Below are 25,575 nucleotides of genomic sequence, written 5' to 3' on the forward strand. Positions count from 1 at the left end.
CATGCCGTATCTTGCGGTGATCCTGTTCCTGCCCTGGTTCCTGCTGCTGGGCTCGCTGTACTGGCTGTTTCCGCGTCAGCCGCGAAATGCGCGCCGCACGGGCTTCGATCTCGCGGTACTGGCTGTGGCGTTCGTGCTGAGCTTCATCGGCATGCAATGGGGCTACGCGTTGGGTGCCGCTGATGCAGGCACCGGCGCCATCTGGAAGCAGGTGCTGGCCACGCTGGTGGCCTACGGCGCGTTCCTGTTCGTGCTGACACTGGCGGTACCGCTGCGCGGCTGGTGGTTGTCGCGCGGCTGAGCCGCGCGCGGACGGATCGTTCCACCAAAGGCGGGTCGTGCAGATGCGGGGCGGGGACTAGAATCGGGTCATCCGTTCCCACACAGGCCCGCGGATGAGCCTCCACGGCATCCACACCATCGACACCGCGTTCCAGCGTGAGCACTTCGACGCCGCCTACCTCATCGTCGAGGAAGGGCGCGGCGCCTTCATCGATTGCGGGACGAACCATTCCGTGCCGCGCCTGCTGGACGCACTGCAGTCCGCTGGACTGGAGCCCGATGCGGTGGACTTCCTCATCGTCACCCACGTGCATCTGGACCACGCAGGCGGCGCAGGGCTGCTGATGCAACAGCTGCCGAACGCGACCCTTGTCGCGCATCCCCGCGCAGCATCGCATCTGATCGATCCGGCGAAGCTGATCGCGGGTGCGACGGCGGTCTACGGCGAGGAGGAAATGCAGCGCAGCTACGGCACCCTCATGCCGGTCCCCGACGCGCGGGTACGCGTGGTGGAGGATGGCGAGACGGTGATGCTCTCGGGGCGCCCGTTGCAGTTCATCGACACCCCTGGCCATGCGCGCCACCATCATTGCATCTGGGACGCGCGCAGCCGCAGCTGGTTCACCGGCGATACGTTCGGGTTGTCCTATCGCGAACTGGATGGCCCACAGGGCGCCTTCATCCTGCCGACGACCACACCGGTCCAGTTCGAGCCCGCGGCATTGAAGGCGAGCATCGCGCGGATGGTGGCCTATGCGCCGGATGCGATGTACCTGACCCATTACGGCCGCATCGACGACGTGCCGCGCCTGGCGCAGGCGCTGTACGAGCAGATCGACGCGATGGTCGCCATCGCCGACGCCTGCGATGGGCGTGCGGATCGCCATCGCTGCATCGTGGCCGGTCTCGCAGCGCTGTATCTGGAGCGTGCGCACGCACTGCGGGCGCCGCTGGCCGACGAGGAGGTAGAACGCGTCCTCGCGATGGATATCGAATTGAATGCGCAGGGCCTGGGCGTTTGGCTGGATCGCGGGCGGCCATGAACAAGTCGGCGCTCCGCTGATCCCGAGCCAGTGGGAGCGGCGCGAGTCGCGATCGCGCGCGCAAATGCTGTTCGCGACTTACGTCGCTCCCACATGGATCATTTAGACTCGCGACGTCTGTCGACTGAGGTCAGGATTCCCATGAAGCACTTCCTCCCCGTGCTGCTGTTGTCGGTTGGCGCGACTCCCGCACTCGCCGCTGATGTTCCCGGCGGCGGCATCAGCGCCGACAACCTTTCGCGTCATGTCCGCGTCCTCGCATCGGACGAGTTCGAAGGCCGTGCACCTGCGACGCCGGGCGAGACGAAGACGATCGCCTACGTCGTCGACGAACTCCAGAAGGCAGGCGTGCAGCCGGGAGGCGAGCGCGGCGGTTGGACCCAGGACGTCCCGCTGGTGCGCGCACGGGTGGACGGTGCGGTGGACGCGGTATTGAAGATCGATGGTGACACACAGGCCCTGGTCAATGGCGACGATGTCGTCGTGCAGAGCCTGAGTCCGGTTGAACGCGTGCATGTCGTCGATGCGCCCCTGGTGTTCGTCGGCTACGGCGTGAGCGCCCCTGAGCGGAACTGGGATGACTACAAGGGCGCGGACCTGCACGGGAAAGTTGCGGTCGCGCTGATCAACGATCCGGACTACGAGACGGCGCAGCCCGGCGCGTTCGACGGAACGGCGGTCACCTACTACGGACGCTGGACCTACAAGTACGAAGAGCTGGCGCGGCAGGGCGCCGTGGGTGTCTTGATCGTCCATGAGACCGCGCCGGCGGCTTACGGCTGGAGCACGGTCCGTGCGTCGGGTCTTTCTCCGGTGTTCGACATCCCGCGCGCGGATGCGGCGAAGTACCACACGCTGTTCCGTGGCTGGATGCAGCGCGACCTGGCGGTGTCGCTGTTCCAGCGCGCGGGTCTGGATTTCTCCGCGGAGAAGCGGCGTGCGCAGACGGCCGGCTTCACGCCGGTGGCGCTGGGCGGGGCCACCATGTCGGCCGACTTCAGGGTGGCGCGCGATCAGGTGATCACGCGCAACGTCATCGGCCGACTGGAAGGCGCCCAGCGCCCGGACGAAACCGTGGTCTATTCGGCGCACTGGGACGCCTATGGCATCGGCGAACCCGACGCCGGCGGTGATGCGATCCGGCATGGCGCCGTCGACAATGCCACGGGGGTAGCGGCCGTCATCGAACTGGCGCGCGTGTTCGCCGCCGGTCCGCGTCCGCAGCGCAGCCTGTTGTTCATGGCGTTGACGGCGGAGGAAAAGGGGCTGCAAGGCGCGATGTTCTATGCGGCCAACCCCGTGGCGTCGCTGGAAAAGACGGCCGCGGTGCTCAATATCGAGATGCTCAGTCCGGACGGGCCGAATCGCGACATCGCCTCCTGGGGCAACGGGCGCGTTTCGCTGGAAGACGATCTGAAACGCGTGGCCCAAGCGCATGGGCGCACCTATTCGCCGGACCCGAACCTCGAAGCGGGCTTCTTCTACCGCGCCGACCACTTCGCTTTCGCCCGTGCGGGCGTGCCGGCGATCACCATCGGCGCCGGACTGGATCGTGTGGAGGGCGGTGTTTCCAGCGGAAAGGCGCTGCGCGATGCGTACTTCGCCAAGTGCTACCACCAGCCCTGCGATGCATGGACGTCGAACTGGGAAGCGGTGGGGCAGGCGCAGGATGTCGAGCTGCTGTACGCGATGGGGCGCGGGATCGCCGACAGCGAAGGGTGGCCGTACTGGCGGGAAGGTTCGGAGTTCAAGGCCACGCGCGAACGTTCGGAGACTGAACGCAAATAGCGGCGCCCGCGCACGTTGCGTGGGGCGGGTGGCGCGGTATGCTCCGTGTCCTTTCCGCGCCGCCCCGGGCATCCGATGGCTCCACTGCATGCGCTGGTCTACCAGAGCCAGGCCGCGCGCCCGCTGGAGACCGCCGACCTCGATGCCCTGCTGCTCGATGCACGCGTCAACAACCAGTTGGCCAACGTCACCGGCACCCTGATCTACGGTGGGCAACGCTTCGTGCAGTACCTCGAAGGCGCCCGTGCCGATGTCGAGCAGATCTACGCGCGGATTGCCCGTGCGCGCCAGCACCGCGAGTTGGAGATCCTGGAGCACGGGAGCCTTGATGCGCGCCGCCTGCAGCGCTGGCACATGGGGTTCGCGGAGGCGCCACAGAGCCTGGTCCAGCAGCTCAGCCAGGCGCAATGGCAGCGCGACCTGCCATGGCTGGAGGACGAGATCGCATCGTCTCCCGGCCTGAAGCACCTGCTGTCCTTCTGGAACGACCAGGTAGCCCGGGTGCGGTGACCCGCTGCCCTCAGGGCCAGCGGTTCGGCGCGCCGCGCGTGCTGCCTTCATCCATCGGCACCACGCAGAAACGGTGGCCGGTGGGCGCTTCCATCACCCACCAGCGGTTGCGCACGTGCTGCACGCGCTTGGCGCCAAGTGCTTCCAACCGTGTGACTTCCGCTTCGATGTCGTCGGTCTCGATATCCAGGTGCACGCGGGCTTCGTGCTTCACCTTCTGCACCTCGATATGCAGGCCCCCGGGCCCGGGTTCGAACTTGTCGTAGATGCCCAGGTCGCCATCATCGGGATGGGTGACTTCCAGTCCCAGCGCCGAGCTCCAGAACGCGGATGCAGCGGGCAGGTCGTCGACCTGGCTGTCGATGATGAAACCGGCGAGGCGGCTGCGGTGTGCCATGGTGGCGCGCTCCTTCAGTCCCAGGTGTTCGGTTCGACCGCGCCGGCGCGGTCGCGCAGACGGACGATGCAGAAGCGGTGCCCGGTCGGGGCTTCCATCACCCACCAGCGTTTGACGAAGCCGATGCGTTTGGCGCCAAGTGCTTCCAGGCGGTCCGCTTCGGCATCGATGTCATCGCTCTCGATGTCCAGGTGCACACGCGACGCGTGATCCACGCGCTGCACTTCCACGTGCAGGCCACCGGGCGCCTCGCCGAGTTCGGCGTAGCGCGCCTGGCCTTCTTCGTAGGTTTCCGTGACCGGGAGCCCGAGCGCGCGGCTCCAGAACGTGGCGGCAGCGTCATGGTCGCCACCCTGGCAATCGATGATGAAACCGGCGAGGCGACTGCGATGGGTCATGGCGACTCCTGCGGTGGTATGACGGCGGCATCCTGCCAGACTCCGCGGTCAGGTGTCGTCCGCAGGCGCTGGAACCGGAGCGCAGAGAGGCGAGGGAGGAAGGGCGAGCCTTCCTGCCGCTCGCTCCTCCGCTATCATTCCGGCCCTTCAGTACGGCAGGGCGAGGTCGTCGATCAGCGCCTTCAGGAACCGTGCCGCTTCGCCACCGGTGCAGGCGCGATGGTCGAAGGTCACCGACAGCGGGATGACCTTGTGTGATTCGAAGCCACCCATCACCGGCGTGACCTGGTGGCGGGCGCGGCCCGCGGCGACGATGGCGACGCACGGCGGCACCACGACCGGCGTGGCATAGCGGCCGGCGAACATGCCGAAGTTGCTCAGCGAGATCGTGTAGCCGGTCAGTTCGGACGGTGGAATGCTGCGGCCTTCCACCTGCGCGCGCAGGCGGTTGATGCTCTCGCGCACGCCACCGGCTTCCAGCAGGTCGGCGTTGCGGAGCGCCGGCACGAACAGGCCGTCGTCGGTATCCACGGCGATGCCGATGTCCACATGCGGGTGCAGCGTGCGGGTGAGCTTGTCTCCGTCGAACCACGCGTTCATCGCCGGCACCGTCTTGCAGGCGCGCACGATGGCGCGGACCAGGCGGCCGGTCATGTCGTTGCCGGGCGTCCACGCATGCACGTCGGCATCGTCGCTCAGCGTGGTCGGCACGACCTTGGCATGCGCATCGGCCATCACGCGCGCCATGTTGCGGCGCACGCCCTTGAGCTGCTCGGGCTGGCCGCTGACCGACACGCCCGGTGGCTGCGTGCGCATCGGCTTGCCGCTGGCAGACAGCGCGGTGCGCTGCGCGGGAGGTGCCGCTGCAGGAGGGGCTTCAGCCCCGACCGCACGGTGGGAAAGCGTCGGGGCTGAAGCCCCTCCTACAGGAGCAGTGCCATCGGCAGCCGCCTGCTTCACGTCCTGCATCGTCACCGCGCCGTCGCCGCCCGTCGCGCGCACGCGGGTCAGGTCCACGCCCAGCTTCTTCGCCATCGCGCGCACGGCGGGCATGGCCTTGACGCCGCCCACGGCGATCGCCTGTTCGGTGTGCACCGCATTGGACGACTGCATGGCGCCGACCACGGTGCCGGCGTCGGTCTCTGTGGGAGCGGCGTCAGTCGCGACGGGCGATGTGTCGGTGGCGGGACTCGCGACTGGCGTCGCTCCCACGACAGCGGGCTTGGGCGGACCATGGTGATGGCCGGTGTCCTGGCCTTCCGCGCGCTGGGGCAGGCTGGCGTCGGGCTCGAACACGGCCAGCATGCTGCCGGTGACGACGACATCGCCTGCCGCGCCGGCCAGCTTCATCACCTTGCCGGACACCGGCGAGGGCACTTCGACCACGGCCTTCGCGGTCTCCATCGAGACCAGCGGTTCGTCCAGCCGGATCACGTCGCCTTCCTTGACGAACCATTCGACGATGGTCGCGTCCGGGAGGCCTTCGCCCAGGTCGGGAAGGTGGAAGGTCTTGCTCTCGCTCATTCGGATGTCTCTTCGGAAGTCGTTTCGTTGATCAGGTCCAGGTCGCGCGCGGGCAGCCAGCCGCTGCGGCCGTCCGCATGCGTACACCACCACCAGTCACCCAGTTCGTGCAGCAGGGCGACGGTGTCACCGGCCTGCACGTCGAGTTCCTGTGCGGAATAGTCGCGCAACGCGACGGCGTGACCGTCGTCGCGCGGTTGCAGCCAGTCCACCGGCGCCCAGCCGGCATTGCCGTCGGCGGTGGTGGTCCAGGCGAAGGCCGGCCACTCGGTGTCGCGTGCGCCGAGCGCGACCACGTCGCCGCGCGCGAACCGGATGGGGTTCGCGTACTGCGTGCGGTAGTCGCGGACGGCGCGGGCGTGCATCAGCCGTTCGCCATCGCCCGCTTCGCCGCTGCGACGATCTTGTCGACGCTGGGCAGGTACTTCATTTCCAGGCGGAACAGCGGGATGTGGGTGTCGTAACCGGTGACGCGCTCGACCGGGGCCAGCAGGTCGTACATCGAGTGCTCGGCCAGGCGCGCGCCGATCTCCGCGCCGAAGCCGGCGGTGCGCGGGGCTTCGTGCACGATCACGCAGCGGCCGGTCTTGGCCACCGATTCGGCGATGGTGTCGAAGTCGAGCGGGCGCAGCGTGGCCACGTCGATGACCTCGGCGCTGATGCCTTCACCGGCCAGCTTGTCGGCCGCTTCCAGCGCTTCCTTCACCTGCGCGCCCCAGGTCACCAGGGTCACGTCGGTGCCGTCGCGCAGTACGAAGCACACGTCCAGCGGCAGCGCTTCGCCGTCGTCGGCGACCACTTCCTTGTACTGGCGGTAGATGCGCTTGGGTTCCATGTAGATGACCGGATCCGGATCGCGGATCGCGGCCAGCAGCAGGCCGTAGGCGCGCTGAGGCGAGGACGGCATGACCACGCGCAGGCCGGGCACGTTGGTGAAGATGGCTTCATTGGCCTCGCTGTGATGCTCCGGCGCGCGGATGCCGCCGCCCCACGGCACGCGCAGCACCATCGGGCAGTGCAGGCGGCCGCGCGTGCGGGTACGCAGGCGTGCAGCGTGGCAGATCAGATGATCGACCATCGGATAGACGAAGCCGTCGAACTGCGCTTCGGCGACCGGCTTCATGCCCTGCGCGGCCAGGCCGACGGTGAGGCCGGCGATGGTGGTCTCGTCGAGCGGCGTGTCGAGCACGCGCTCGGGGCCGAACTTCTGCTGCAGGCCCGCGGTGGCGCGGAACACGCCACCGTTCACGCCCACGTCCTCGCCCAGCACCAGCACGGATTCGTCGTGCGCGATCTCCCAGGCCAACGCCTGGGTGATGGCTTCGATCAGGGTGATCGCGGTCGGGGTCGCCACGGCGTCCGGTTTCGCGACTGACGTCGCTCCCACAGTCTTGTTTTCGGGCTTCATCACGGTGCTCACGGGCGGTTCTCCGCAGCGATGGCGGCGGCGCGTTGCTGCAGCAGTTCCGGCGGCGGGTCGGCGTACAGGTAGTCGAACATCGCCTCGACCGGCTGCACCGGCGTGTTGAGGTAGGCGTTGACCTCTTCGTCCACGCGCGCGCCGCAGTCTTCCTTCCATGCGGCCTCGTCGGCCTCGCTCCAGGCGCCCTGCGCGGTCAGCCAGGTGCGCAGGCGGGTCATCGGTTCGCGCTCCCAGCCCGCTTTCACCTCGGCGTCGTCGCGGTAGCGGCGCGCGTCGTCGGCGGTGGTGTGGTCGGACAGGCGGTAGGTGACGAATTCGATCACCGTGCCGCCCTGGCCCTTGCGGGCGCGCTCGCTGGCGCGGCGCATGCCTTCGAGCACGGCGATCAGGTCGTTGCCGTCCACCTGCAGGCAGTGCAGGCCGCCGGCCAGGCCCTTCTGCGCCAGCGTCTGCGCGCCGGTCTGCGCGCTGCGCGGCACCGAGATCGCCCAGCCGTTGTTGATCACGCCCAGTACCAGCGGCAGTTCATAGGCGCCGGCGGAATTCAGTGCGGCATAGAAGTCGGTCTTCGACGAGCCGCCGTCGCCGCAGGTGCTCACCGCGATGTGCGGCTGCCTGCGCAGCTTGAACGACAGCGCCGCGCCGGCGGCGTGCAGGCACTGCGTGGAGATCGGCACGCAGAACGGGAAGTCGTTGCGTGCATCGCTGCCGCGGTCGTAATCGCTGCCACGTTCATCGCCGCCCCAGTACATCAGCACATCGCGCGGCTTCACCCCGCGCATGAACATGGCGCCGTACTCGCGGTAACTGGGCGCATAGACGTCGCCAGTACGCATCGACGCGCCGATGCCGACGTGGGTGGCCTCGTGGCCCAGGCAACTGGCGTACGTGCCCAGCTTGCCGGTGCGCTGCAGGGCGATGGCCTTGGTGTCGAAGGTGCGCACGAACAGCATCTGCTTGAACAGCTCGCGCAGGCGGGCGATGTCGCGCCCGGCCTCGGGCAGGTCGTTGCGCACCAGGGTGCCGTCGGGGCCCAGGTACTGGAGGTATTCGATCTCGAAGCTTGCGGCGATGCTCATCTGGACGGTGTTCTCGTCAGTGGCGGAATTGGTTTCAAATGTAATTTTAGGAGCTGTGGGCCGGGCAGCTGTCGTGCAATGCAGCAAGACGGGGGTGAATGGCGCGCGGCTCCTGGAAGAAACCGGTGCGGAAACAGGCGCTTGCCGCGCTGTCGTTCGGTGTCAGTCCGCCTGCGGCCGGCGTGGGTCGGACGTGATGCGCGTCGCGGGCTGCGCAAACGACAAGGGGCGCGGTTGCCCGCGCCCCTGTCGACCCCACGATGGCGCGAAAGTTCAGCGGATGCGCTGGACCAGCCGGTCGTGGTTGTTGGCGGGGTTCGGGTCCGTCGTCGTGCTGCTGACGGTGGCGTCGAACTCCAGTTCGGTACCGCGCTTGGGCTTGCCGGGCACCACCAGCGCGAACGCCAGCGTCTGCACGCCGCGCGCCATGGCGCCACGACGGGTGCAATCGGCGGCGGCGCCTTCGGTGGTGTCCTGCACGCGCGTGCAGCTCCAGCCGCTGGGGGCGGCCACGGCGGCGTAGCGGGCTTCCACGTTGCTTGTCAGGCGCACGGTGACCTGCTCGGCCGCATCCGGACCGGCGTTGCGCACCGGCACCAGCAGCGTGGCGATGGTGCCGCGACGCAGCGGCAGGGCAGCGCCCAGCAGCCGCACCGACAGGTCGGCGCGGGTCTGCGGCAGCGCAGCCACAGCGACCGAGACGGACGCGGTGTTGTCGCCGTTGGCCGGATCGAGCACGGTCGAGTTGGCCGACACGCCCAGGCCGAGCGTGGTGCCCGCGGCGCTGGCCGGCACGATGGCGTCGATCGCGAACGTCGCTTCGGCACCCATCGCCAGCGACGACGTGGTGCAGGCCACGCGGGTGGTGCCGGCAGTCACCTCGGCTGCGTCGCAGCTCCAGCCGGCCGGCAGCGTGGTCAACGACGGCGACAGTTCGGCCGAGAACACGAAGGCGAACGCCGCCGGCGATGCCGCGCCCGGGCCGGCGTTGCGGACGGTGGCGGTGTAGCGCACGGTCTCGCCGACGCTGGCGGTGGCCCGGTCGGCCGACACTGTGGCCGACAGGTCGGCGCGGGCGAAGGACGGCACGCGGATGCTCAGGCGCACGGGATCGTGGTCGGACGAGCGCACGGCCAGCGTGGCGTCGCCGAAGTTGTCCACGCCGAAGTCCGCGTTGATCCGCGCGTGGTCCACGCGCAGCGCGGCGTCCATCACCAGCGATTCGTTGACCAGCACGTGGTCCAACGTCTGCGCATTGCCCTCGAAGACGTACGAGTAGCGGTGCGCCGGATCGGCGATCAGCTGCGATCCGTCGATCAGCGGCACGCTCAGCGGGCTGGGCATGTACGTCAGCACCTGGTCTTCCGGTGCGGCTTCGCCCTTGAGGATGCCCATCACGTCGACGTAGCCGTCGTTGAACTCGAAGGCGTTGAAGTCGCCGACCAGCACGATCTTCTCGTCGGGGTTCGCCTGCTGCATTTCCTGCACCAGTTGGGCCAGGTAGACCGCCTGCGCGCCGCGCTTCACCCGCACGCGTTCGCCGCCGGTGGCCCAGCCGCTGCTGCCGGGCAGGGTGTCGTTGATGTCGTTGAGCGAACGCAGGTGGTTGACGATCACCGTCAGCGGATAGCTCGACGCGGCGTCCTGGTGCACGCGGGCGCGCAGGCGCAGCGGCGGACGGTCGTTGAGCAGGCTGGTGGTGCCGTTCGGGTTGGCGATGGTGGTCTCCTTGCCGAACTGCGCCACGTCCAGCACCTCGACGCGGGCCACGCCGTCGGCGGTCAGGCGCGAGCTGACCAGGAAGCCGACGTTGATGCCGCCCACGTCGTTGCCCGGCTGCAGGTACGGCACGTAGCCCGGGCGCGCGGCGCAGGTGGCGTCGATGCGCTCGGACAGCAGCTGCAGCACGCGGACGTTCTCCACTTCCACCGCGCCCAGGATGTCCGGGGTCTTCAGGTAGTCGCAGATCGCCAGCGCCGCCTTGGCCAGGCGCTTGTCCAGCGCTTCCGGCGTCAGCGTCACCGCGCCGTTGCTGTCGTTGACCTCGTCGAACAGGCGCAGCAGGTTGAAGCTGCCGACGGTGACTTCGTCGTAGCTCGCGTCGTTGACGGCTTCCGGCAGGTGCCCACCGCTGACGGTAGGCGGCGTGGCCACGTCGGGCAGCAGCGCCCAGGTGCCGGCGAAGTAGTCCAGCACGCCGAGCAGGCCGGCGACCTCCGCCCCGGTGTCGACCGACAGCGGCTGCGCGCCGACCTGGCCGCGGCTGCGCACCATCAGGCGTTCCTGGTTGGTGTCGAAGCGTGGCGGATTCTTGCCGGCCGGCAGGGTGATGGCATCCATCACGGCGATGCCGGGTTCGCGGAACGGACGCGCCACGCCGGGCAGGGCGACGTGGAACACGCCGTCGCTGAAGGACAGCGCGTCGTTCTCGTCCAGGCTGCCGCCGGACGGGGCGATCGCCACCGACTGCGCCACGCTGACGCGCATGCCTTCCACGCGCTCCAGCGTGCCGGGCAGGGCGTCGGGGCCGAGCTCGGCTGCGGTCAGTTCGATCGCGGCGGGCAGGGCGACGCCGGTCTCCAGCACTTCGACCGTCGGCGTGACGATTTCGGTGATGGCCAGCTGGTGCGGATTGGACGAGGGGGTGTATTCCTCGACCGTGCCGGTCACGCGGACGCGGTTGCCGACCGCGGCGGTGGCGGGCGGTGCGCTGCTGGTGAAGACGAACACGGCGTCGGAGGTGGCCGGGTCGCCGTCGTCGTTGGCGGCCTGCAGGAAGAAGCCGTTGTTGAACTTCAGCGCAGTGACGATGCCTTCTGTCACCACGCGCTTGCCGTCGTGCGGCGACAGCAGGCCATTGCCCTGGATCTGCGCGATGGTCAGCGCCAGCGGCGGGTCCGGCGGTTCCGGCGGCTCGGCACCGCTGTTCCGCGGATTGGGCGCACCGACGGCGAAGTCGGCGCCGTTGTTGTTGGTGTCGATGCTGCCATCGCCACCGCGCAGCGCGGCGGTGGTGTTGCTGAGCGTGCCGGTCGGCGCGCTGCCTTCGAAGCAGTTGGCCGCGCTGCCGAAGCCGACGAAGTCGGCCACGTTGGCATCTGCGGTCGGGCACGCGCCGGTCAGTGCCGTGGTGCTGCGGCTCAGGGCCACCTTGCCGGCGGTGCCGGCCATGGCGATGGTGCCGACAGCATCCGGCGTGGGCAGGTCCACCGTGCCGCCGGCGCCCTGCGCCTGCTGGATCAGGTAGAAGCCGCCGGCCGGGATGCTGCCGCTGAGGTTGGTGCGGCCATTCCAGGTGGTGCCGGTGGAGGAGGCGTACTGGACGCTCCAGCCGGTCAGGTCGACCGCAGTGGGTCCGTTGTTGCGCAGCTCGATGAAGTCGTTCTTCAGCGTGGCGCCGCTGTTGCCGCCGCCGCCGTAGACCTGGCTGATGACCACCTGTGCCTGCGCCGACGAAGCGGCGAACAGCAAGGCGAAAGACGCTAACACGGCCGCAAGGCGGCCCCGTGGCATTTCCATGTTACGGAATCTCCCTCAGTGGATTGGACGCCGCCCCCGTCGGAGGCGGATCGGCCCCCGGCCGACGCAATGTAGCCCAAGCCTGTGGTACGCGCATTGCATGGGCATGACATCAGTGCCGGTTTTCCGTCGCTTTGCCGGAGTCCGCTGCCGTCTTCGGTTACGCTGGCGCCCCCGCCGCCCCCCGGGTGGCTCCCGGTTGATCGACGGATGGCCGTAGAAAAGAACGAGCGCCCGCTGGAAGCAGGCATCCACACCGACCTCTCGGGCCGGATGAGCTACGGCGGCTACCTGCAGCTGGACCGCCTGCTGTCGGCGCAGCACCCGGTTTCCGACCCGCAGCACCACGACGAGATGCTGTTCATCGTGCAGCACCAGGTCTCGGAGCTGTGGATGAAGCTGATGATCCACGAGCTGCAGGCGGCCATCGGCTTCCTCCAGCGCGACCAGGTCTGGCAGTGCCGCAAGGTGATGGCGCGCGCCAAGCAGGTGCTGCGCCAGCTGACCGAGCAGTGGTCGGTGCTGGAGACGCTGACCCCGTCCGAGTACATGGGCTTCCGCGATCTGCTGGGCCCGTCGTCGGGCTTCCAGTCGTTGCAGTACCGCACCATCGAGTTCCTGCTGGGCAACAAGAACGCGGCGATGCTGAAGGTGTTCGCGCACGATCCGGAAGGCCATGCCGGGCTGGAGACGGTGCTGGATGCGCCCAGCCTGTACGACGAGTTCCTGATGTACCTCGCGCGCTGGGGCCATGCGATCCCCGCCCAGCACCTGCAGCGGGACTGGCGCCAGTCGCACGCCGCCGACGCCGCCCTGCTGCCGGTGTTCGAGGCGATCTACGAAGACACCGACCGCTACTGGCGCGAGTACTCGCTGTGCGAGGACCTGGTGGACCTGGAAAGCCAGTTCCAGCTGTGGCGTTTCCGTCACATGCGCACGGTGATGCGGATCATCGGCTTCAAGCGCGGCACCGGCGGCTCCAGCGGCGTGGGCTTCCTTCGCCAGGCGCTGGAACTGACGTTCTTCCCGGAACTGTTCGATGTGCGGACCTCGATCGGTCCGGGTCGTTGAAGCCGGGATCGGCCCCATTTCCGCAAAAAATCCCTTGGAAATCAGCGAATTGAATGGCTGAACAGGCCAAATGGCCGTTGCCGCGCCTGTATTTCAGCGATTTGACGGCCCCCGGCCACGTCGGTAATCCTCGCCCGTCCCGTGCTCGTTGCACGGGAAACCGAAATCCTGAACCACTTTATTTCTAGGGGGAGCCCGCATGAGCGGAGCCGTCGAGTCATCAACGCCGGAACGGATACCGGAATTCAAGCAAGTCCTGGGGCATCCGCGTCCGCTGTGGATGCTGTTCATGTCCGAATTCTGGGAGCGCTTCGCGTTCTACGGCATCCGCTGGGCGATGGTGCTCTACATCGTGGCGCAGTTCCATGGTGGCGACGCCTCCGGTGAAAAGCCGGCCAGCGAGCTGTACGGTGCTTACCTGGCCCTGGTCTACGCGGGCGCCATCTTCGGCGGCTACGTGGCCGACAAGCTGATCGGCTTCCAGCGCTCCATCCTGCTCGGCGCGATCTTCATGTCGGCGGGCCTGTTCCTGCTGGCCCTGCCCAGCGAGGCGATGTTCAAGCTGGGCCTGGCCACGATCATCGTGGGCAACGGCCTGTTCAAGCCGATCATCTCCACCATGGTGGGCAAGCTGTACGCCCAGGGCGATGCGCGCCGCGACTCGGGGTTCACCATCTTCTACATGGGCATCAACATCGGTGCGCTGCTGGCGCCGATCGTCACCCAGTACCTGGCGAAGAAGGTGTTCGGCATCGAGGACATGCCCGCGTACAAGGTGGTCTTCATCGCGGCCGGCGTCGGCATGTTGCTGAGCCTTGTGTGGTTCTGGTTCGGCCGCAAGCAACTGGAAGGCATCGGTCTGCCGGCAGAGCACCAGACCGGCCTGCGCAATGTCAGCCTGGTCGTGCTCTTTGGTGCGGTGATCGGCATCCCGATGTTCTATGCGCTGCTGACGATCAACGCCAACCTGCTGCAGGCCATCCTGATGGCACTGTTCGTGATCCCGGCGGTAATGCTGGTGGTCGAGGGCCTGCGCGAGGGCAAGGTGGCGCGCGACAAGGTCGTCGCGATGCTGGTGATCTTCGTGTTCAACGTGCTGTTCTGGATGTTCTTCGAGCAGGCGGGCAGCTCGTTCAACTTCCTGGCCGACCGCATCGTCGACCGCAACATCGGCATGGAAGGCTTCTTCCAGATGTTCGCCGGCACCAGCGATTTCCCGGTCTCGTGGTTCCAGTCGGTCAACTCTGTGGCGATCATCGCGCTGGCGCCGGTACTGGCCTGGCTGTGGGTGAAGATGGGCAAGAACAACCCCATCATCCCGCGCAAGTTCGGCCTGGGCCTGATCTTCAACGGCCTGGCGTTCCTGCTGCTGATGATGGCGCTGTCGGGGATGGTGGATGCCAACGGCAAGATCCCGTTCTGGACGCTCTTCATGGTCTACGTGATCCAGTCGGTCGGCGAGCTCTGCCTGTCGCCCATCGGTCTGTCGATGACGACCAAGCTGGCACCGTCGCGCCTGGCCGGCATGGCGATGGGTTGCTGGTTCCTGTCCATCGCCATCGGCAACAACATGGCGGGCATCTTCGCCGGCAAGGTCAGCGGCGAAGGCGGCATGACCGTGCAGTCCGCGCACGCGGGGTACACGTTCGGTTTCTGGGCGCTGGTGGGTTCTGGCGTGCTGCTGTTCGTGATCGCGCCGCTGATCCAGAAGCTGATGCATGGCGTGAAGTGACGCATCGGCGCGCCCCCCACGGGCGCGCCTTTGCCGATGCGTCATCCCCGCGAAAGCGGGGATCCATAGAAAAACGGCGGCCATCGGCCGCCGTTTTTCGTTTCCGGATCTGGAAGGCCTCAGCCCTCGATGCGCTTGACGCCTTCCCCGGCCAGCTTGTCGATCAGCTGGTCCAGCATCGCGCGCTCCTCGTCGGTCAGCGGTTCCAGCATGCGCTGGTGGTATTCGATGACCATCGGCGCAACTTCGTCGTAAACCCGGAAACCTTCGTCGGTCAGCGCCAGCACCGAGCGGCGACGGTCGTCGCCGTGGATCTCGCGCTGGATCAGCGCCCGCTCCAGCAGGCGGGCCACCGCCCGGCTGACCGCCACCTTGTCCATCGCGGTACGGTTGGCGACCTCGCCGGCCGACAGGCCGGGGAAGCGCCCCAGCACCGCCATCACCCGCCATTCGGTGATCGCCAGGCCGAAACGGCGATGGTATTCGCGGGAGATCGCGCTGCTGATCCGGTTGGACAGCACGCTCAACCGGTAGGAAAACAGGCGGTCGAGGTCGAAATCGGCGTGGACGACGGGGTTGGCGGGCTGGCTCATGTTGCGCTGCTACTTGTGGTTGGTTTCAGCTGAAACTATAAAATGGGGCCTGACCCGGCAAGCCTAGCGAGGCGCCCCATGAACGCACAACCCAACCTGGGTATCCAGCCCACGACGTTCGACAACCCGATGGGCATCGATGGTTTCGAGTTCGTCGAGTTCGCCGCGCCGCAGGGCCAGGCCCACCACCTGCACGACTACTTCCGCAAGCTCGGCTTCGTGCAGGTCGCGCGCCACAAGACACGCGCCATCAGCACCTATCGCCAGGGCGACTGCACCTTCCTGATCAACGAAGACCCGGATTCCTTCGCCGCGCGCTTCGCCGCCGAACACGGCCCCAGCGCCTGCGGCTTCGCGATCCGGGTCAGGAAGCTGGCCGAATGGGCGCGCGTGCAGGCGCTCAAGAACGGCGCCGAGTCGTTCGATGCCGCCGACGAACTCACCAAGGCGGTCGCCGCGCCGGTCATCAAGGGCATCGGCGACTGCATGCTCTACATCGTCGACCGCTACGACGACAAGGGCACCATCCACGATCCGGATTACGAATACCTGCCCGGTGTGGACCTGCTGCCGAAAGGTTTCGGCCTGACCTTCATCGACCATCTGACCCACAACCTGTACCACGGCAACATGGCCAAGTGGGCGGATTACTACGAGCGGCTGTTCAACTTCCGCGAGATCCGCTACTTCGACATCAAGGGTGCGAAGACCGGACTGCTCTCCAAGGCGATGACGGCGCCGGATGGCATGGTGCGTATCCCGCTCAACGAGTCCAGCGACCCGAAGTCGCAGATCAACGAGTACCTCGACGCCTACAAGGGCGAAGGCATCCAGCACATCGCCTGCTTCACCGACGACATCTACACCACGGTGGAAAAGATGCGTGAAGCCGGCGTCGCATTCCTCGACACGCCCGCGACCTATTTCGAGGTGATCGACCAGCGCATCCCGGACCACGGCGAGGATGTCGCGCGGCTGGCGAAGAACGGCATCCTGATCGACGCCGACGTGGAGACCAAGCAGCGCAAGCTGCTGCAGATCTTCACCCAGAACGCTTTGGGTCCGATCTTCTTCGAGATCATCCAGCGCAAGGGCAACGAAGGCTTCGGCGAAGGCAACTTCCAGGCGCTGTTCGAGAGCATCGAGCGGGACCAGATGAAGCGCGGGGTGCTGTAGGCTCGTGCCTGAAGCCCCTCTCCCGCCGGGAGAGGGGTTGGGGTGAGGGGCAGGAGGATCACGATGACGAACCGCCGCAGACCTCCCATGGCGACCCGATCCCTCGAGCGTGCGCGGGAACTGCGCGGCGGTTCGACGGATGCGGAGCGCAAGCTGTGGTCTGTCCTGCGTGGGGGCAACATCGACGGGCTGAAATTCCGCCGACAGCATCCCATCCCGCCCTACACGGTCGACTTCTGCTGCTTGTCGGCCGATCTGGTGGTTGAAGTCGACGGATCGCAACACGCGGAAGAATCCGATCGCGCGCGGACCCGGTTTCTTGAGTCGAAGGGTTTCACTGTCCTGCGCTTCTGGGACAACGACGTGCTGATGCAGATTGAAGCGGTGGTCGAGGCGATCTGCCGGACCGTCTCACCATCGCCCCTCACCCCAACCCCTCTCCCGTCGGGAGAGGGGCTTTAAAGGCATCGAGAATGAAGACCTCCACAGACTGCGGCTACATGGCCGGCTTCGCCAACCACTTCGCCACCGAAGCGATCCCCGGCACGTTGCCGGAGGGCCGCAACTCGCCGCAGCGCGTCGCGCACGGCCTGTACGCGGAACAGTTGAGCGGCACGGCCTTCACTGCGCCGCGCGCGGAGAACCGGCGCAGTTGGTTGTACCGCATCCGCCCGGCGGCGATGCATGGTCCGTTCGTGCCGTATGCGCAGCACCACCTGCACAGCGACTTCAGCGCCGGACCGGTGTCGCCGGACCAGATGCGCTGGTCGCCGCTGCCGATGCCGGAAACCCCGACCGATTTCGTCGATGGCCTGTACACGATGGCGGGCAACGGGGCGCCGGACGTGATGCATGGCGTCGGTATCCACCTGTACGCTGCCAACCGGTCGATGCAGGGCCGCTATTTCTACGATGCGGACGGGGAACTGCTGATCGTCCCGCAGCAGGGCAGCCTGCGCATTGCCACCGAGTTCGGCGTGATCGAGGTCGAACCGCAGCAGATCGCGGTGATCCCGCGCGGCGTGCGCTTCCTCGTTGAATTGCCCGATGGCGAGGCGCGCGGTTACGTGTGCGAGAACTTCGGCGCCGCGCTGCGCTTGCCCGACCTGGGTCCGATCGGTTCCAACGGGTTGGCCAATCCGCGCGATTTCGAGACGCCGGTGGCGGCGTACGAAGATGTCGAGGGCGAGTTCGAGCTCATCGCCAAGTTCCAGGGCCACCTGTGGCGTGCGGACATCGGCCACTCGCCGCTGGACGTGGTCGGCTGGCATGGCAACTACGCGCCGTACCGCTACGACCTGCGCCGCTTCAACACCATCGGTTCGATCAGCTACGACCATCCGGATCCGTCGATCTTCCTGGTGCTGACCTCGCCGAGCGATACGCCGGGCGTGGGCAACATGGATTTCGTGATCTTCCCGCCGCGCTGGCTGGTGGCGCAGGACACATTCCGTCCGCCGTGGTTCCACCGCAACATCGCCAGCGAGTTCATGGGCCTGATCCATGGCGTGTACGACGCCAAGGCCGAAGGCTTTGCGCCGGGTGGTGCGTCGCTGCACAACTGCATGACGGGCCACGGGCCGGATGCGGCCACGTTCGAGAAGGCATCGAACGCGGACCTGTCGAAGCCGGATGTCATCACCGGCACGATGGCTTTCATGTTCGAGACGCGCGCTGTGATCCGTCCCACGCGGCAGGCGGTCGAAGCCGTGCACCGCCAGCGCGACTACCAGGCGTGCTGGGCCGGCCTGCGCAAGCATTTCGCGCCGAAGGGTTGAGGCGCGCTCAGGTAGCCGCGCTTTCCGCCTGTGTGTCGGACAGGTGCTGCAGGCGCTGTGCGGCTTCGTGCGGCAGGGCCTCCAGCAGGCGTTCGCGGATGCGGCCCGCAAGTGTCGTCGCCATGCGCGCTTCGAGGAACCGCAATGCGCCGGCCAATGCTTCCAGCATCGCGTCATCGTCCAGTCTCGCCAGCAGGCGTTCGCGGTGGTGGCGTGCGCCGTCGTCGCGCTGCAACTCCAGCATGCCGGACAGGTAGACCTTGGCCGCGACCAGCGATCGGCGCGGTCCGGCCGGAGTGATGTTGGTCGGCACGCGGGTGGTGCCTGTCGTGGCCATGGGCATCGTTGTCGTGTCCGCGGCCGTCAGGTAGCCCGCCTGCACGAGGCGCTGTATCAGCAGGGGCGCATCCTGGCCCAGCAGGCGCACCAGTTCGGCCAGGTCGCGCTGTCCATCGCAGAGGATCAGCGCACGTCGCTCGCGCATGCCGAGCGTTCCCGTGTGGGCCTGCAACGTCTGGCGGGCAAGGTCGGTCTTGGACGGGCGCATGGCGAGTGGAGAGGGAACCCGCACGCAGCCTAGTCGTGCGCGATGAAGTGCCCATGACAGTCGTGCGTTCGCGGCGACTTAACGCGATGACGCTAGTCTGCAGGTTTGCGCACTGGAGAGAGCCTATGAAGTCGTTGTTGCTGATCGTGATGGTGGTCACCCTGTTGTCCGCCTGCCAGCGCCCGGAGGCGCCCGCCTCCGCCGAGGCCGGACCGACCACGACGGCGACCAGCACGCCGATGGCCGATGCGCCAGCACCTGCTCCCGCGGTGGACGACACGGCGGCACCGGCCGGTCCGGTCAGCCAGGCGAGCTTCCTCGGCTATGGCGACATGAAGCTCGGCAGCACGGTCGATGAAGCGCGCGCCGCGTGGGGCGGCGAGCTCAACGGCGCTCCGACGGAGGGCACGACCTGCCACTACGTGTGGCCGAAGTGGATCAGTCGGCCCGCCGACTTCGCCTTCATGATGGAAGAAGGCAGGTTCGTGCGATACGACGTCGGCACCGACAAGGAAACCGCGCCGGGTGGTGGCAAGGTCGGCATGGGCGTCGATGAGCTGCAGAAGCTGTACGGCGGCGCGCTGAAGGCGTCGCCGCACAAGTACACGCAGGGTGGCCAGTACCTGGCGATGGATGCCGGTGACGTGGCGCCGACCCGGCTGGTGTTCGAGGCGGATGCGGCGGGCAAGGTCACCGCGTGGCGCGTGGGCCTGTCGCCGCAGGTCGATTACGTGGAAGGCTGCTCCTGAGTCAGCGCGTCCGTCGCCAGCGGGCCATCGCTGGCCCTGCCGTCGCGGGCAGGCATAGAATCGCCGGACACCACACGGGAAGGGGTCGGCGATGATGGAAGCCTGGGGATACTTCGTGCTGGGGCTGGTGTTGCTGGCGCTCGGCGGCGATTCGATCGTCAAGGGTGCTTCGGGTCTGGCGCAGCGCTTCGGCGCGTCCCCCTTCGTCGCGGGCCTGCTGCTGATCGCCTTCGGCACGTCGCTGCCGGAACTGGCAGTCAACGCGCGTGCCGTGTGGGTGGGTGCGCAGGAACTCGCGCTCGGCAACGCGGTGGGCAGCAACATCGTCAACCTGGGCCTGACGCTGGGCATCGCGGCGCTGGTCGCGCCGGTCGTGATCCGGATGCGCATGCTGTCTCCACTGCTGGTGCTGCTGGGGCTGGCTTCTCTGGCGCTGATCGTGTTCGGCCTGGATGGCGTGGTCAGCCGGGTGGAGGGCATGGTGCTGCTGCTGGGCTTCGCCGCCGTACTGGCGTTCCTGCTGGCGCGTGCGTCGCGCGAGGATGCGCGGGTGCGTACCGACGTGGAGGCGTTCGCCGTCACGCACACCGTGCTGTGGATGAATCTGCTGCGCTTCGCGGTGGCCGCCGCGCTGCTGTACTACGGGGCCCGCTTCGTGCTGCAGGGAGCACCGATGATCGGTGCGCAGTGGGGTCTTTCGCCGTTGCTGACGGGCCTGCTGCCCGTGGCGATCGGCACGGCGCTGCCGGAAGTCGCCGCCGCCGTGATGGCCGCCAGGCGCGGGCAGGGCGACATGGTGGCCGGCCACGTCATCGGCTCCAGCCTGTTCAATCTGCTGGTCGTGGTCGGCGGCATGGCGGCGTTCCGTCCGATGCCCCTGCCCGCGTCGTTCGTGCGGCTCGAACTGCCGGCGGCCATCGCGTTCGTGCTGGTGCTGTACCCGATGTTGCGCGGGGACCTGCGCATCAGCCGCCTGGAGGGCGGGCTGCTGCTCGCCGCGTTCGTGGGCTGGGTGGTGCTGGAAGTCGCGTTGCTCGCCTGATCTGAACGCAGGCTCAGGCAGACGTGAACGGGTTTGTTAAACTCGGGCGATTGCTCGCGAATGACGCATTCCCTGCAACGCAAGGCGGTTGATGATCCCTTTCCTCGAAATCCTGCTGGCGCTGCCCTTCGTGCTGGCGCTGGTGGTGGCGCTGGCGCGCGGCCTTCCGCGCGGCGCGACGGCATGGCTGGCCGGGCTGGCGCCGCTGCTGGGCCTGGTGCTGCTGGCGTGGATGACGCCGAGCGTCCTGCAGGGCTGGAACGTGCGTGCCGACTACGCGTGGATTCCACAGATCGGCATGTCCTTCACGCTGCGTCTGGATGGTCTGGCGTGGATGTTCGCGGGCTTGGTGCTGGCGATCGGTTCGCTGGTGGTGATGTACGCGCACTACTACCTCAGCGCGAAGGACAGCGCGCCACGCTTCTTCGCATGCCTGCTGCTGTTCATGGGATCGATGCTGGGCGTGGTGCTGGCGGGCAACCTGTTGCTGCTGGTGGTGTTCTGGGAACTGACCAGCATCAGTTCGTTCCTGCTGATCGGGTTCTGGTCGCATCGCCAGGATGCGCGGGAAGGCGCGCGCATGGCGCTGGCGATCACCGGTGCCGGTGGACTCGCGCTGCTCGGCGGCGTGCTGCTGATCGGGCGCATCGTCGGCAGCTACGACCTTGATGTGGTGCTCGTCTCGGGCGACCTGATCCGCGGCAGTGCACTGTATCCATGGGCGCTGGCGCTGGTGCTGGCGGGGGTGTTCACCAAGAGCGCGCAGTTCCCCCTGCATTTCTGGTTGCCGCACGCGATGGCGGCACCGACGCCGGTGTCGGCCTACCTGCATTCGGCGACGATGGTGAAGGCCGGCGTGTTCCTGCTGGCGCGCCTGCATCCTGCGCTTGCGGGCACCGACCTGTTCTTCTACGTGGTGACCAGCGTCGGTGCGCTGACGCTGCTGATCGGCGCGTGGTGCGCCATCTTCCAGCACGATCTGAAGGGCCTGCTGGCGTACTCCACCATCTCGCACCTCGGCCTGATCACGCTGCTGTTCGGCATCTCCACGCCGATGGCGGTGGTGGCCGGCGTGTTCCACATCCTCAACCACGCCACGTTCAAGGCCTCGCTGTTCATGGCGGCGGGCATCATCGACCACGAGACCGGCACGCGCGATATGCGGCGGCTGGGCAACCTGAGGCGCTACCTGCCATGGACCAGCGCATTGGCGATCATCGCCTCGCTGGCCATGGCGGGCATTCCGCTGCTCAATGGCTTCCTGTCGAAGGAAATGTTCTTCGCCGAAGCGCTGGACATCGGCGGCCATCGCGCGATGCGCGACATCATCACCGTGGCGGCGCTGCTGTATGGCGTATTCGGTGTGGCCTACAGCCTGCGCTTCGTCTACGAAACGTTCTTCGGGGAGGGTCCGCGCGCGCTGGATGTCACCCCGCACGAGCCGCCGCGCTGGATGAAGATCCCGGTGGAAGTGCTGGTGGTGCTGTGCGTGGCAGTGGGCATGGTCCCGGCGTGGACCATCGCACCCGTGCTGCACGCCGGCGCCGGCGCGATCCTCGGCGACGCGATGCCCGAGTACAGCCTGGCGGTCTGGCACGGCATCAACAAGCCGCTGCTGATGAGCCTTGCCGGCATCGCGGGCGGCATCGCCCTGTACTTCGGGTTGCGCCGCCTGTTCGACCTGCATGCCATCGTGCGGCGGTCACTGGGACGCAGTGTGTTCCGCTGGAACATGGAAGCCCTCTACGGACTGGCCGGCCGTTTCACCGACCGGATCGCCAACGGCAGCCTGCAGCGCAGCCTGTTGTTCCTGCTGCTGGCCGCCCTCGCGGCGGGCGCGGCGCCGTTCGTGGGTGGCGACGCGGCACCGCTGCAGTGGCGCGGTTCACAGCCCATGCCGCTGCTGGGCTGGCTGTTGTGGCTGGTGCTGGTGGGCTGCGCAGTGTGGACGATCCGGCTGTACCGGCAACGGCTGCTGGCGGTCATCGTGCTGGGCGGCGCGGGGCTGATGGTCAGCCTGGCGTTCGTGTTCCTGTCCGCGCCCGATCTGGCGCTGACCCAGCTGATGGTGGAGATGGTCAGCCTGGTCCTGCTGTTGCTGGGCCTGCACTACCTGCCGCCGCGCTCGCCGCCCGAGCGCGAGCCGCGCCGCCGCGTGCGCGACATTGCCGTGGCACTGGCGGCGGGCCTTGGCACCGGTACGCTGGCCTATCTCGTGATGACCCGGCCGGGCGACACGATCAGCGGCGAACTGCTGGCGCGTTCGTTGCCGGAGGCCTATGGCAGCAACGTGGTGAACGTGATCCTGGTGGACTTCCGTGGCTTCGATACCTTCGGCGAGATCACGGTGTTCGGCATCGCGGCGTTGATCGTGCATGCGCTGCTGCGCCGCGCGCGGATGGCGCCGGAGAAGATCATGTCGGGACCTCCGATCGCGTTGCCGGTGCCGGCCGACCTGGCGCAGATCATGTTCCCGCTGACGTTGACGGTGTCCGTCTTCCTGTTCCTGCGCGGACACAACGCGCCGGGTGGCGGTTTCATCGCCGGCCTGGTGCTGGCGGTGCCGCTGCTGGTGCAGTACGTCATCCAGGGCGCGGCTTCGGTGGAATCGCGCTTCGGCTTCGACTATGTCCGTTGCATCGGCGTGGGCCTGCTCGTCGCCGGCGTCAGCGGCGTGGCGTCGATGGGCTTCGGCCTGCCGTTCCTGACCAGTGGCCACCTGGACCTCGACCTGCCGGTCATCGGCAAGGTGCCGCTGGCCAGCGCGATCGGATTCGATACGGGCGTCTATCTGGTGGTGTTCGGCGGCGCGATGCTCATCCTGTCGATGATGGGCACCATCAAGCCGTCGCGCACGCGCGTGTCGCACCTGGGCGTGATGGAACCGGGTGAGCGCTCCACCCGCACGGGGGAACTGCGCTGATGGGAGGTGCACGGTAATGGAGCTGGCCATGGCGAGCGCGATCGGCATCCTCACCGCCGCGGGCGTGTACCTGCTGCTGAGGGCGCGCAGTTTCGACATCATCCTCGGGCTGACGCTGCTGTCGTACGCGACCAACCTGCTGATCTTCGCCGGCGGGCGGCTGGTGCCCGGCAAGCCGGCGGTGTTGCGCGACGGCGTGACGCCGACGCTGGCGAACTACACCGATCCGCTGCCGCAGGCGCTGGTGTTGACGGCCATCGTGATCGCCTTCGCGATGACGGCGGTGACCGTGGTGCTGGCCATCCGCAGCCGCGGCGACAACGACAGCGACCATGTGGATGGCCGCAAGGCCGAACACGAATTCCTCGCCAGCGAACAGCGCCGGCATGAAGAAGCCCGCGTCGCCGCCAAGGCCGACGAGGCGGAGCCGCGCGCATGAACCACCTGCCGGTACTGCCGATCCTGATCCCGCTGTTCGCCGCTTCGATCGTGTTGTTCTTCGAACACCGCCGGTTCGGCATGGTGCCGCAGCGCATCGTCGCGTGGACCTCGATCGCGGCGATGCTGGCCGTGGCCTGCATGCTGGTCGCCCCGGCGGCGTCCGGCGAGGTCTCGGTCTATCTGCTCGGCGACTGGCCCGCACGCCTGGGCATCGTGCTGATGGTGGATCGCCTGTCGGCGCTGATGCTGCTGGTCGGCCTGCTGCTCGCGGCCGCCTGCCTGCTGCACGCGTGCGCCGGCTGGGACCGGCGCGCGCCGCATTTCCATGCGTTCTTCCAGTTCCAGCTGATGGGTTTGAACGGGGCCTTCCTGACCGGCGACATCTTCAACCTGTTCGTGTTCTTCGAGGTGCTGCTGATCTCGTCCTACGGCCTGATGCTCAGCGGCGGGCGTGGCGAGCGCATGCGTGCGGGCCTGCATTACGTCAGCTTCAACATCGCGGCATCGACGCTGTTCCTGATCGCGCTCGGCCTGCTGTACGGCCTGCTCGGTTCGTTGAACATGGCCGAGATATCGGTGCGCGTGGCGCAGCTGCCGCCAGGCGACCTGGCGCTGGTGCGGGCGGCGGCAGGCCTGTTGTTCGTGGTGTTCTGCGCGAAAGCCGCGCTGCTGCCGATGTACTTCTGGCTGCCCGATACCTACATGCATGCGCCTGCTGCGGTCGCCGGCCTGTTCGCCATCATGACCAAAGTGGGGCTTTACGCGGTGCTGCGGCTGGGCACGCTGAGCTTCGGTGCGGCGGGGCCGCTGGATGGGTTCGCATGGCCGGCGCTGCTGGCGCTGGGGGCGGCCACGCTGGTGTTGGCTTCGCTGGGCGTGCTGGCCGCGCAGCGTCTTCGCGCGCTGGCGGCGTACCTGGTGCTCGGTTCGGCGGCGACCCTGTTCGTCGCATTCTCGCTGCATTCCGCAGGCACGGTCGGCGCGGGGCTGTACTACCTGGTGCACAGCAGTTTCGCCGGTGCGGCGCTGTTCCTGCTCGCCGACCTGATCCGCCGTCGTCGCGGCCGCGCCAGCGACCGCAAGGACGTGATCGCCGCGCTGCCGGACAAGACCGTGCCGGGTCTGCTTTTCCTGGTGGCGGCGGTCTCGCTGGCAGGCCTGCCGCCGCTGTCGGGCTTCATCGGCAAGCTGCTGCTGCTGGAAGCCGTACCGCCGGGGCCGCATACGTTCTGGATCTGGACGCTGGTGCTGGGCACCAGCTTCATGATGCTGGTCGGGCTGGCACGTGCGGGCACGCGGTTGTTCTGGCGTGTCGAGCCCTGGCCCGATGCCGGGCAGCACACGCTGGAGGCCTACACGCCCGCACACGAGGCGGTGCACGCGCCATCGCGTCCACTGGAAACGGCGGCCATCGTGCTGTTGCTGGCCTATGGCCTGGTGCTGGTGCTGGCTGCCGCGCCGGTGCTGGACTACACGCGCGCCACCGCGACGCAACTGCAGGCGCCGGCCGATTACGTCGACCACATGCGCGCCGCCACGCCAACCCTGAGGGAGCCCTGA

At 67.7% G+C, this 25,575-nt stretch carries 23 protein-coding genes; 14 read left to right on the forward strand and 9 right to left on the reverse strand.

Annotation, left to right across the window (positions count from 1 at the left end):
- The first annotated feature begins 1 nt into the window (after position 1).
- The 4 genes from OY559_RS03105 (at position 2) to OY559_RS03120 (ending at position 3,623) form a co-directional block, all read left to right on the forward strand.
- Complete coding sequence (locus OY559_RS03105) at positions 2–301, forward strand: hypothetical protein (protein WP_277728660.1); 300 nt, start codon at positions 2–4, stop codon at positions 299–301.
- A gap of 94 nt (positions 302–395) precedes the next feature.
- Complete coding sequence (locus OY559_RS03110) at positions 396–1,325, forward strand: MBL fold metallo-hydrolase (protein ID WP_277728661.1); 930 nt, start codon at positions 396–398, stop codon at positions 1,323–1,325.
- Positions 1,326–1,466: 141 nt separating this feature from the next.
- Positions 1,467–3,113: a M28 family metallopeptidase gene (locus tag OY559_RS03115; protein ID WP_277728662.1), complete on the forward strand. Its 1,647-nt coding sequence runs from the start codon at positions 1,467–1,469 to the stop codon at positions 3,111–3,113.
- Between the two features lie 75 nt (positions 3,114–3,188).
- Positions 3,189–3,623 carry a BLUF domain-containing protein gene (locus OY559_RS03120; protein ID WP_277728663.1) on the forward strand — a complete coding sequence of 145 codons (435 nt, stop codon included), beginning with the start codon at positions 3,189–3,191 and terminating at the stop codon, positions 3,621–3,623.
- 10 nt (positions 3,624–3,633) lie between these two features.
- Here the strand turns inward: OY559_RS03120 and OY559_RS03125 are convergent, their stop codons facing one another.
- The 7 genes from OY559_RS03125 to OY559_RS03155 form a co-directional block, all read right to left on the reverse strand.
- Positions 3,634–4,020, reverse strand: a complete 387-nt coding sequence (locus OY559_RS03125) for a VOC family protein (RefSeq protein ID WP_277728664.1) — start codon at positions 4,018–4,020, stop codon at positions 3,634–3,636.
- Between the two features lie 14 nt (positions 4,021–4,034).
- Positions 4,035–4,418, reverse strand: coding sequence for a VOC family protein (locus tag OY559_RS03130; RefSeq protein ID WP_277728665.1), 384 nt, complete (start codon positions 4,416–4,418; stop codon positions 4,035–4,037).
- Positions 4,419–4,565: 147 nt separating this feature from the next.
- On the reverse strand, positions 4,566–5,942 hold the full coding sequence (locus OY559_RS03135; protein WP_277728666.1) for a dihydrolipoamide acetyltransferase family protein: 1,377 nt from the start codon (positions 5,940–5,942) through the stop codon (positions 4,566–4,568).
- Positions 5,939–6,307 (reverse strand): SH3 domain-containing protein, encoded by a 369-nt coding sequence (locus tag OY559_RS03140; RefSeq protein ID WP_277728667.1) that lies wholly within the window; start codon positions 6,305–6,307, stop codon positions 5,939–5,941. The genes OY559_RS03135 and OY559_RS03140 overlap by 4 nt, the downstream gene beginning before the upstream one ends.
- Complete coding sequence (locus tag OY559_RS03145) at positions 6,307–7,296, reverse strand: alpha-ketoacid dehydrogenase subunit beta (RefSeq protein WP_277728668.1); 990 nt, start codon at positions 7,294–7,296, stop codon at positions 6,307–6,309. The genes OY559_RS03140 and OY559_RS03145 overlap by 1 nt, the downstream gene beginning before the upstream one ends.
- Before the next feature lie 62 nt (positions 7,297–7,358).
- The gene (gene pdhA, locus OY559_RS03150) at positions 7,359–8,444 is read right to left on the reverse strand and encodes a pyruvate dehydrogenase (acetyl-transferring) E1 component subunit alpha (protein WP_277728669.1); all 1,086 of its coding nucleotides are present in this window, start codon (positions 8,442–8,444) and stop codon (positions 7,359–7,361) included.
- Positions 8,445–8,717: 273 nt separating this feature from the next.
- Positions 8,718–11,933 carry a lamin tail domain-containing protein gene (locus OY559_RS03155; protein WP_277728670.1) on the reverse strand — a complete coding sequence of 1,072 codons (3,216 nt, stop codon included), beginning with the start codon at positions 11,931–11,933 and terminating at the stop codon, positions 8,718–8,720.
- Positions 11,934–12,173: 240 nt separating this feature from the next.
- Between OY559_RS03155 and OY559_RS03160 the strand changes: the two genes are divergently transcribed.
- Both OY559_RS03160 and OY559_RS03165 read left to right on the forward strand, forming a co-directional pair.
- Positions 12,174–13,034 carry a tryptophan 2,3-dioxygenase gene (locus tag OY559_RS03160; RefSeq protein ID WP_277728671.1) on the forward strand — a complete coding sequence of 287 codons (861 nt, stop codon included), beginning with the start codon at positions 12,174–12,176 and terminating at the stop codon, positions 13,032–13,034.
- A gap of 199 nt (positions 13,035–13,233) precedes the next feature.
- On the forward strand, positions 13,234–14,766 hold the full coding sequence (locus tag OY559_RS03165; RefSeq protein WP_277728672.1) for a peptide MFS transporter: 1,533 nt from the start codon (positions 13,234–13,236) through the stop codon (positions 14,764–14,766).
- Between the two features lie 119 nt (positions 14,767–14,885).
- Here the strand turns inward: OY559_RS03165 and OY559_RS03170 are convergent, their stop codons facing one another.
- On the reverse strand, positions 14,886–15,359 hold the full coding sequence (locus OY559_RS03170; protein WP_277728673.1) for a MarR family winged helix-turn-helix transcriptional regulator: 474 nt from the start codon (positions 15,357–15,359) through the stop codon (positions 14,886–14,888).
- Positions 15,360–15,437: 78 nt separating this feature from the next.
- On the opposite strand from OY559_RS03170, the gene hppD reads away from it, so the two are divergent.
- The 3 genes from hppD to hmgA all read left to right on the forward strand — a co-directional run bounded on the left by hppD (position 15,438) and on the right by hmgA (position 18,313).
- On the forward strand, positions 15,438–16,535 hold the full coding sequence (gene hppD / locus OY559_RS03175; RefSeq protein ID WP_277728674.1) for a 4-hydroxyphenylpyruvate dioxygenase: 1,098 nt from the start codon (positions 15,438–15,440) through the stop codon (positions 16,533–16,535).
- A gap of 63 nt (positions 16,536–16,598) precedes the next feature.
- Entirely contained in the window at positions 16,599–16,997 is a 399-nt protein-coding gene (locus OY559_RS03180) for an endonuclease domain-containing protein (RefSeq protein WP_277728675.1), read from the forward strand.
- Between the two features lie 11 nt (positions 16,998–17,008).
- Positions 17,009–18,313 (forward strand): homogentisate 1,2-dioxygenase, encoded by a 1,305-nt coding sequence (gene hmgA / locus OY559_RS03185; RefSeq protein ID WP_277728676.1) that lies wholly within the window; start codon positions 17,009–17,011, stop codon positions 18,311–18,313.
- Positions 18,314–18,320: 7 nt separating this feature from the next.
- On the opposite strand, the gene OY559_RS03190 is transcribed toward hmgA, so the two are convergent.
- Positions 18,321–18,860 carry a hypothetical protein gene (locus tag OY559_RS03190; RefSeq protein WP_277728677.1) on the reverse strand — a complete coding sequence of 180 codons (540 nt, stop codon included), beginning with the start codon at positions 18,858–18,860 and terminating at the stop codon, positions 18,321–18,323.
- 125 nt (positions 18,861–18,985) lie between these two features.
- Between OY559_RS03190 and OY559_RS03195 the strand changes: the two genes are divergently transcribed.
- The 5 genes from OY559_RS03195 (at position 18,986) to OY559_RS03215 (ending at position 25,575) form a co-directional block, all read left to right on the forward strand.
- Positions 18,986–19,609, forward strand: coding sequence for a lectin (locus OY559_RS03195; RefSeq protein WP_277728678.1), 624 nt, complete (start codon positions 18,986–18,988; stop codon positions 19,607–19,609).
- Positions 19,610–19,700: 91 nt separating this feature from the next.
- Complete coding sequence (locus OY559_RS03200) at positions 19,701–20,651, forward strand: calcium/sodium antiporter (RefSeq protein WP_277728679.1); 951 nt, start codon at positions 19,701–19,703, stop codon at positions 20,649–20,651.
- A gap of 91 nt (positions 20,652–20,742) precedes the next feature.
- Positions 20,743–23,574: a monovalent cation/H+ antiporter subunit A gene (locus OY559_RS03205; RefSeq protein WP_277728680.1), complete on the forward strand. Its 2,832-nt coding sequence runs from the start codon at positions 20,743–20,745 to the stop codon at positions 23,572–23,574.
- 16 nt (positions 23,575–23,590) lie between these two features.
- Positions 23,591–24,013 (forward strand): Na+/H+ antiporter subunit C, encoded by a 423-nt coding sequence (locus OY559_RS03210; protein ID WP_277728681.1) that lies wholly within the window; start codon positions 23,591–23,593, stop codon positions 24,011–24,013.
- Entirely contained in the window at positions 24,010–25,575 is a 1,566-nt protein-coding gene (locus tag OY559_RS03215) for a monovalent cation/H+ antiporter subunit D (RefSeq protein ID WP_277728682.1), read from the forward strand. Before OY559_RS03210 ends, OY559_RS03215 begins: the two co-directional genes overlap by 4 nt.

It is taken from the genome of Pseudoxanthomonas sp. SE1, assembly GCF_029542205.1.
Lineage (GTDB): Bacteria > Pseudomonadota > Gammaproteobacteria > Xanthomonadales > Xanthomonadaceae > Pseudoxanthomonas_A.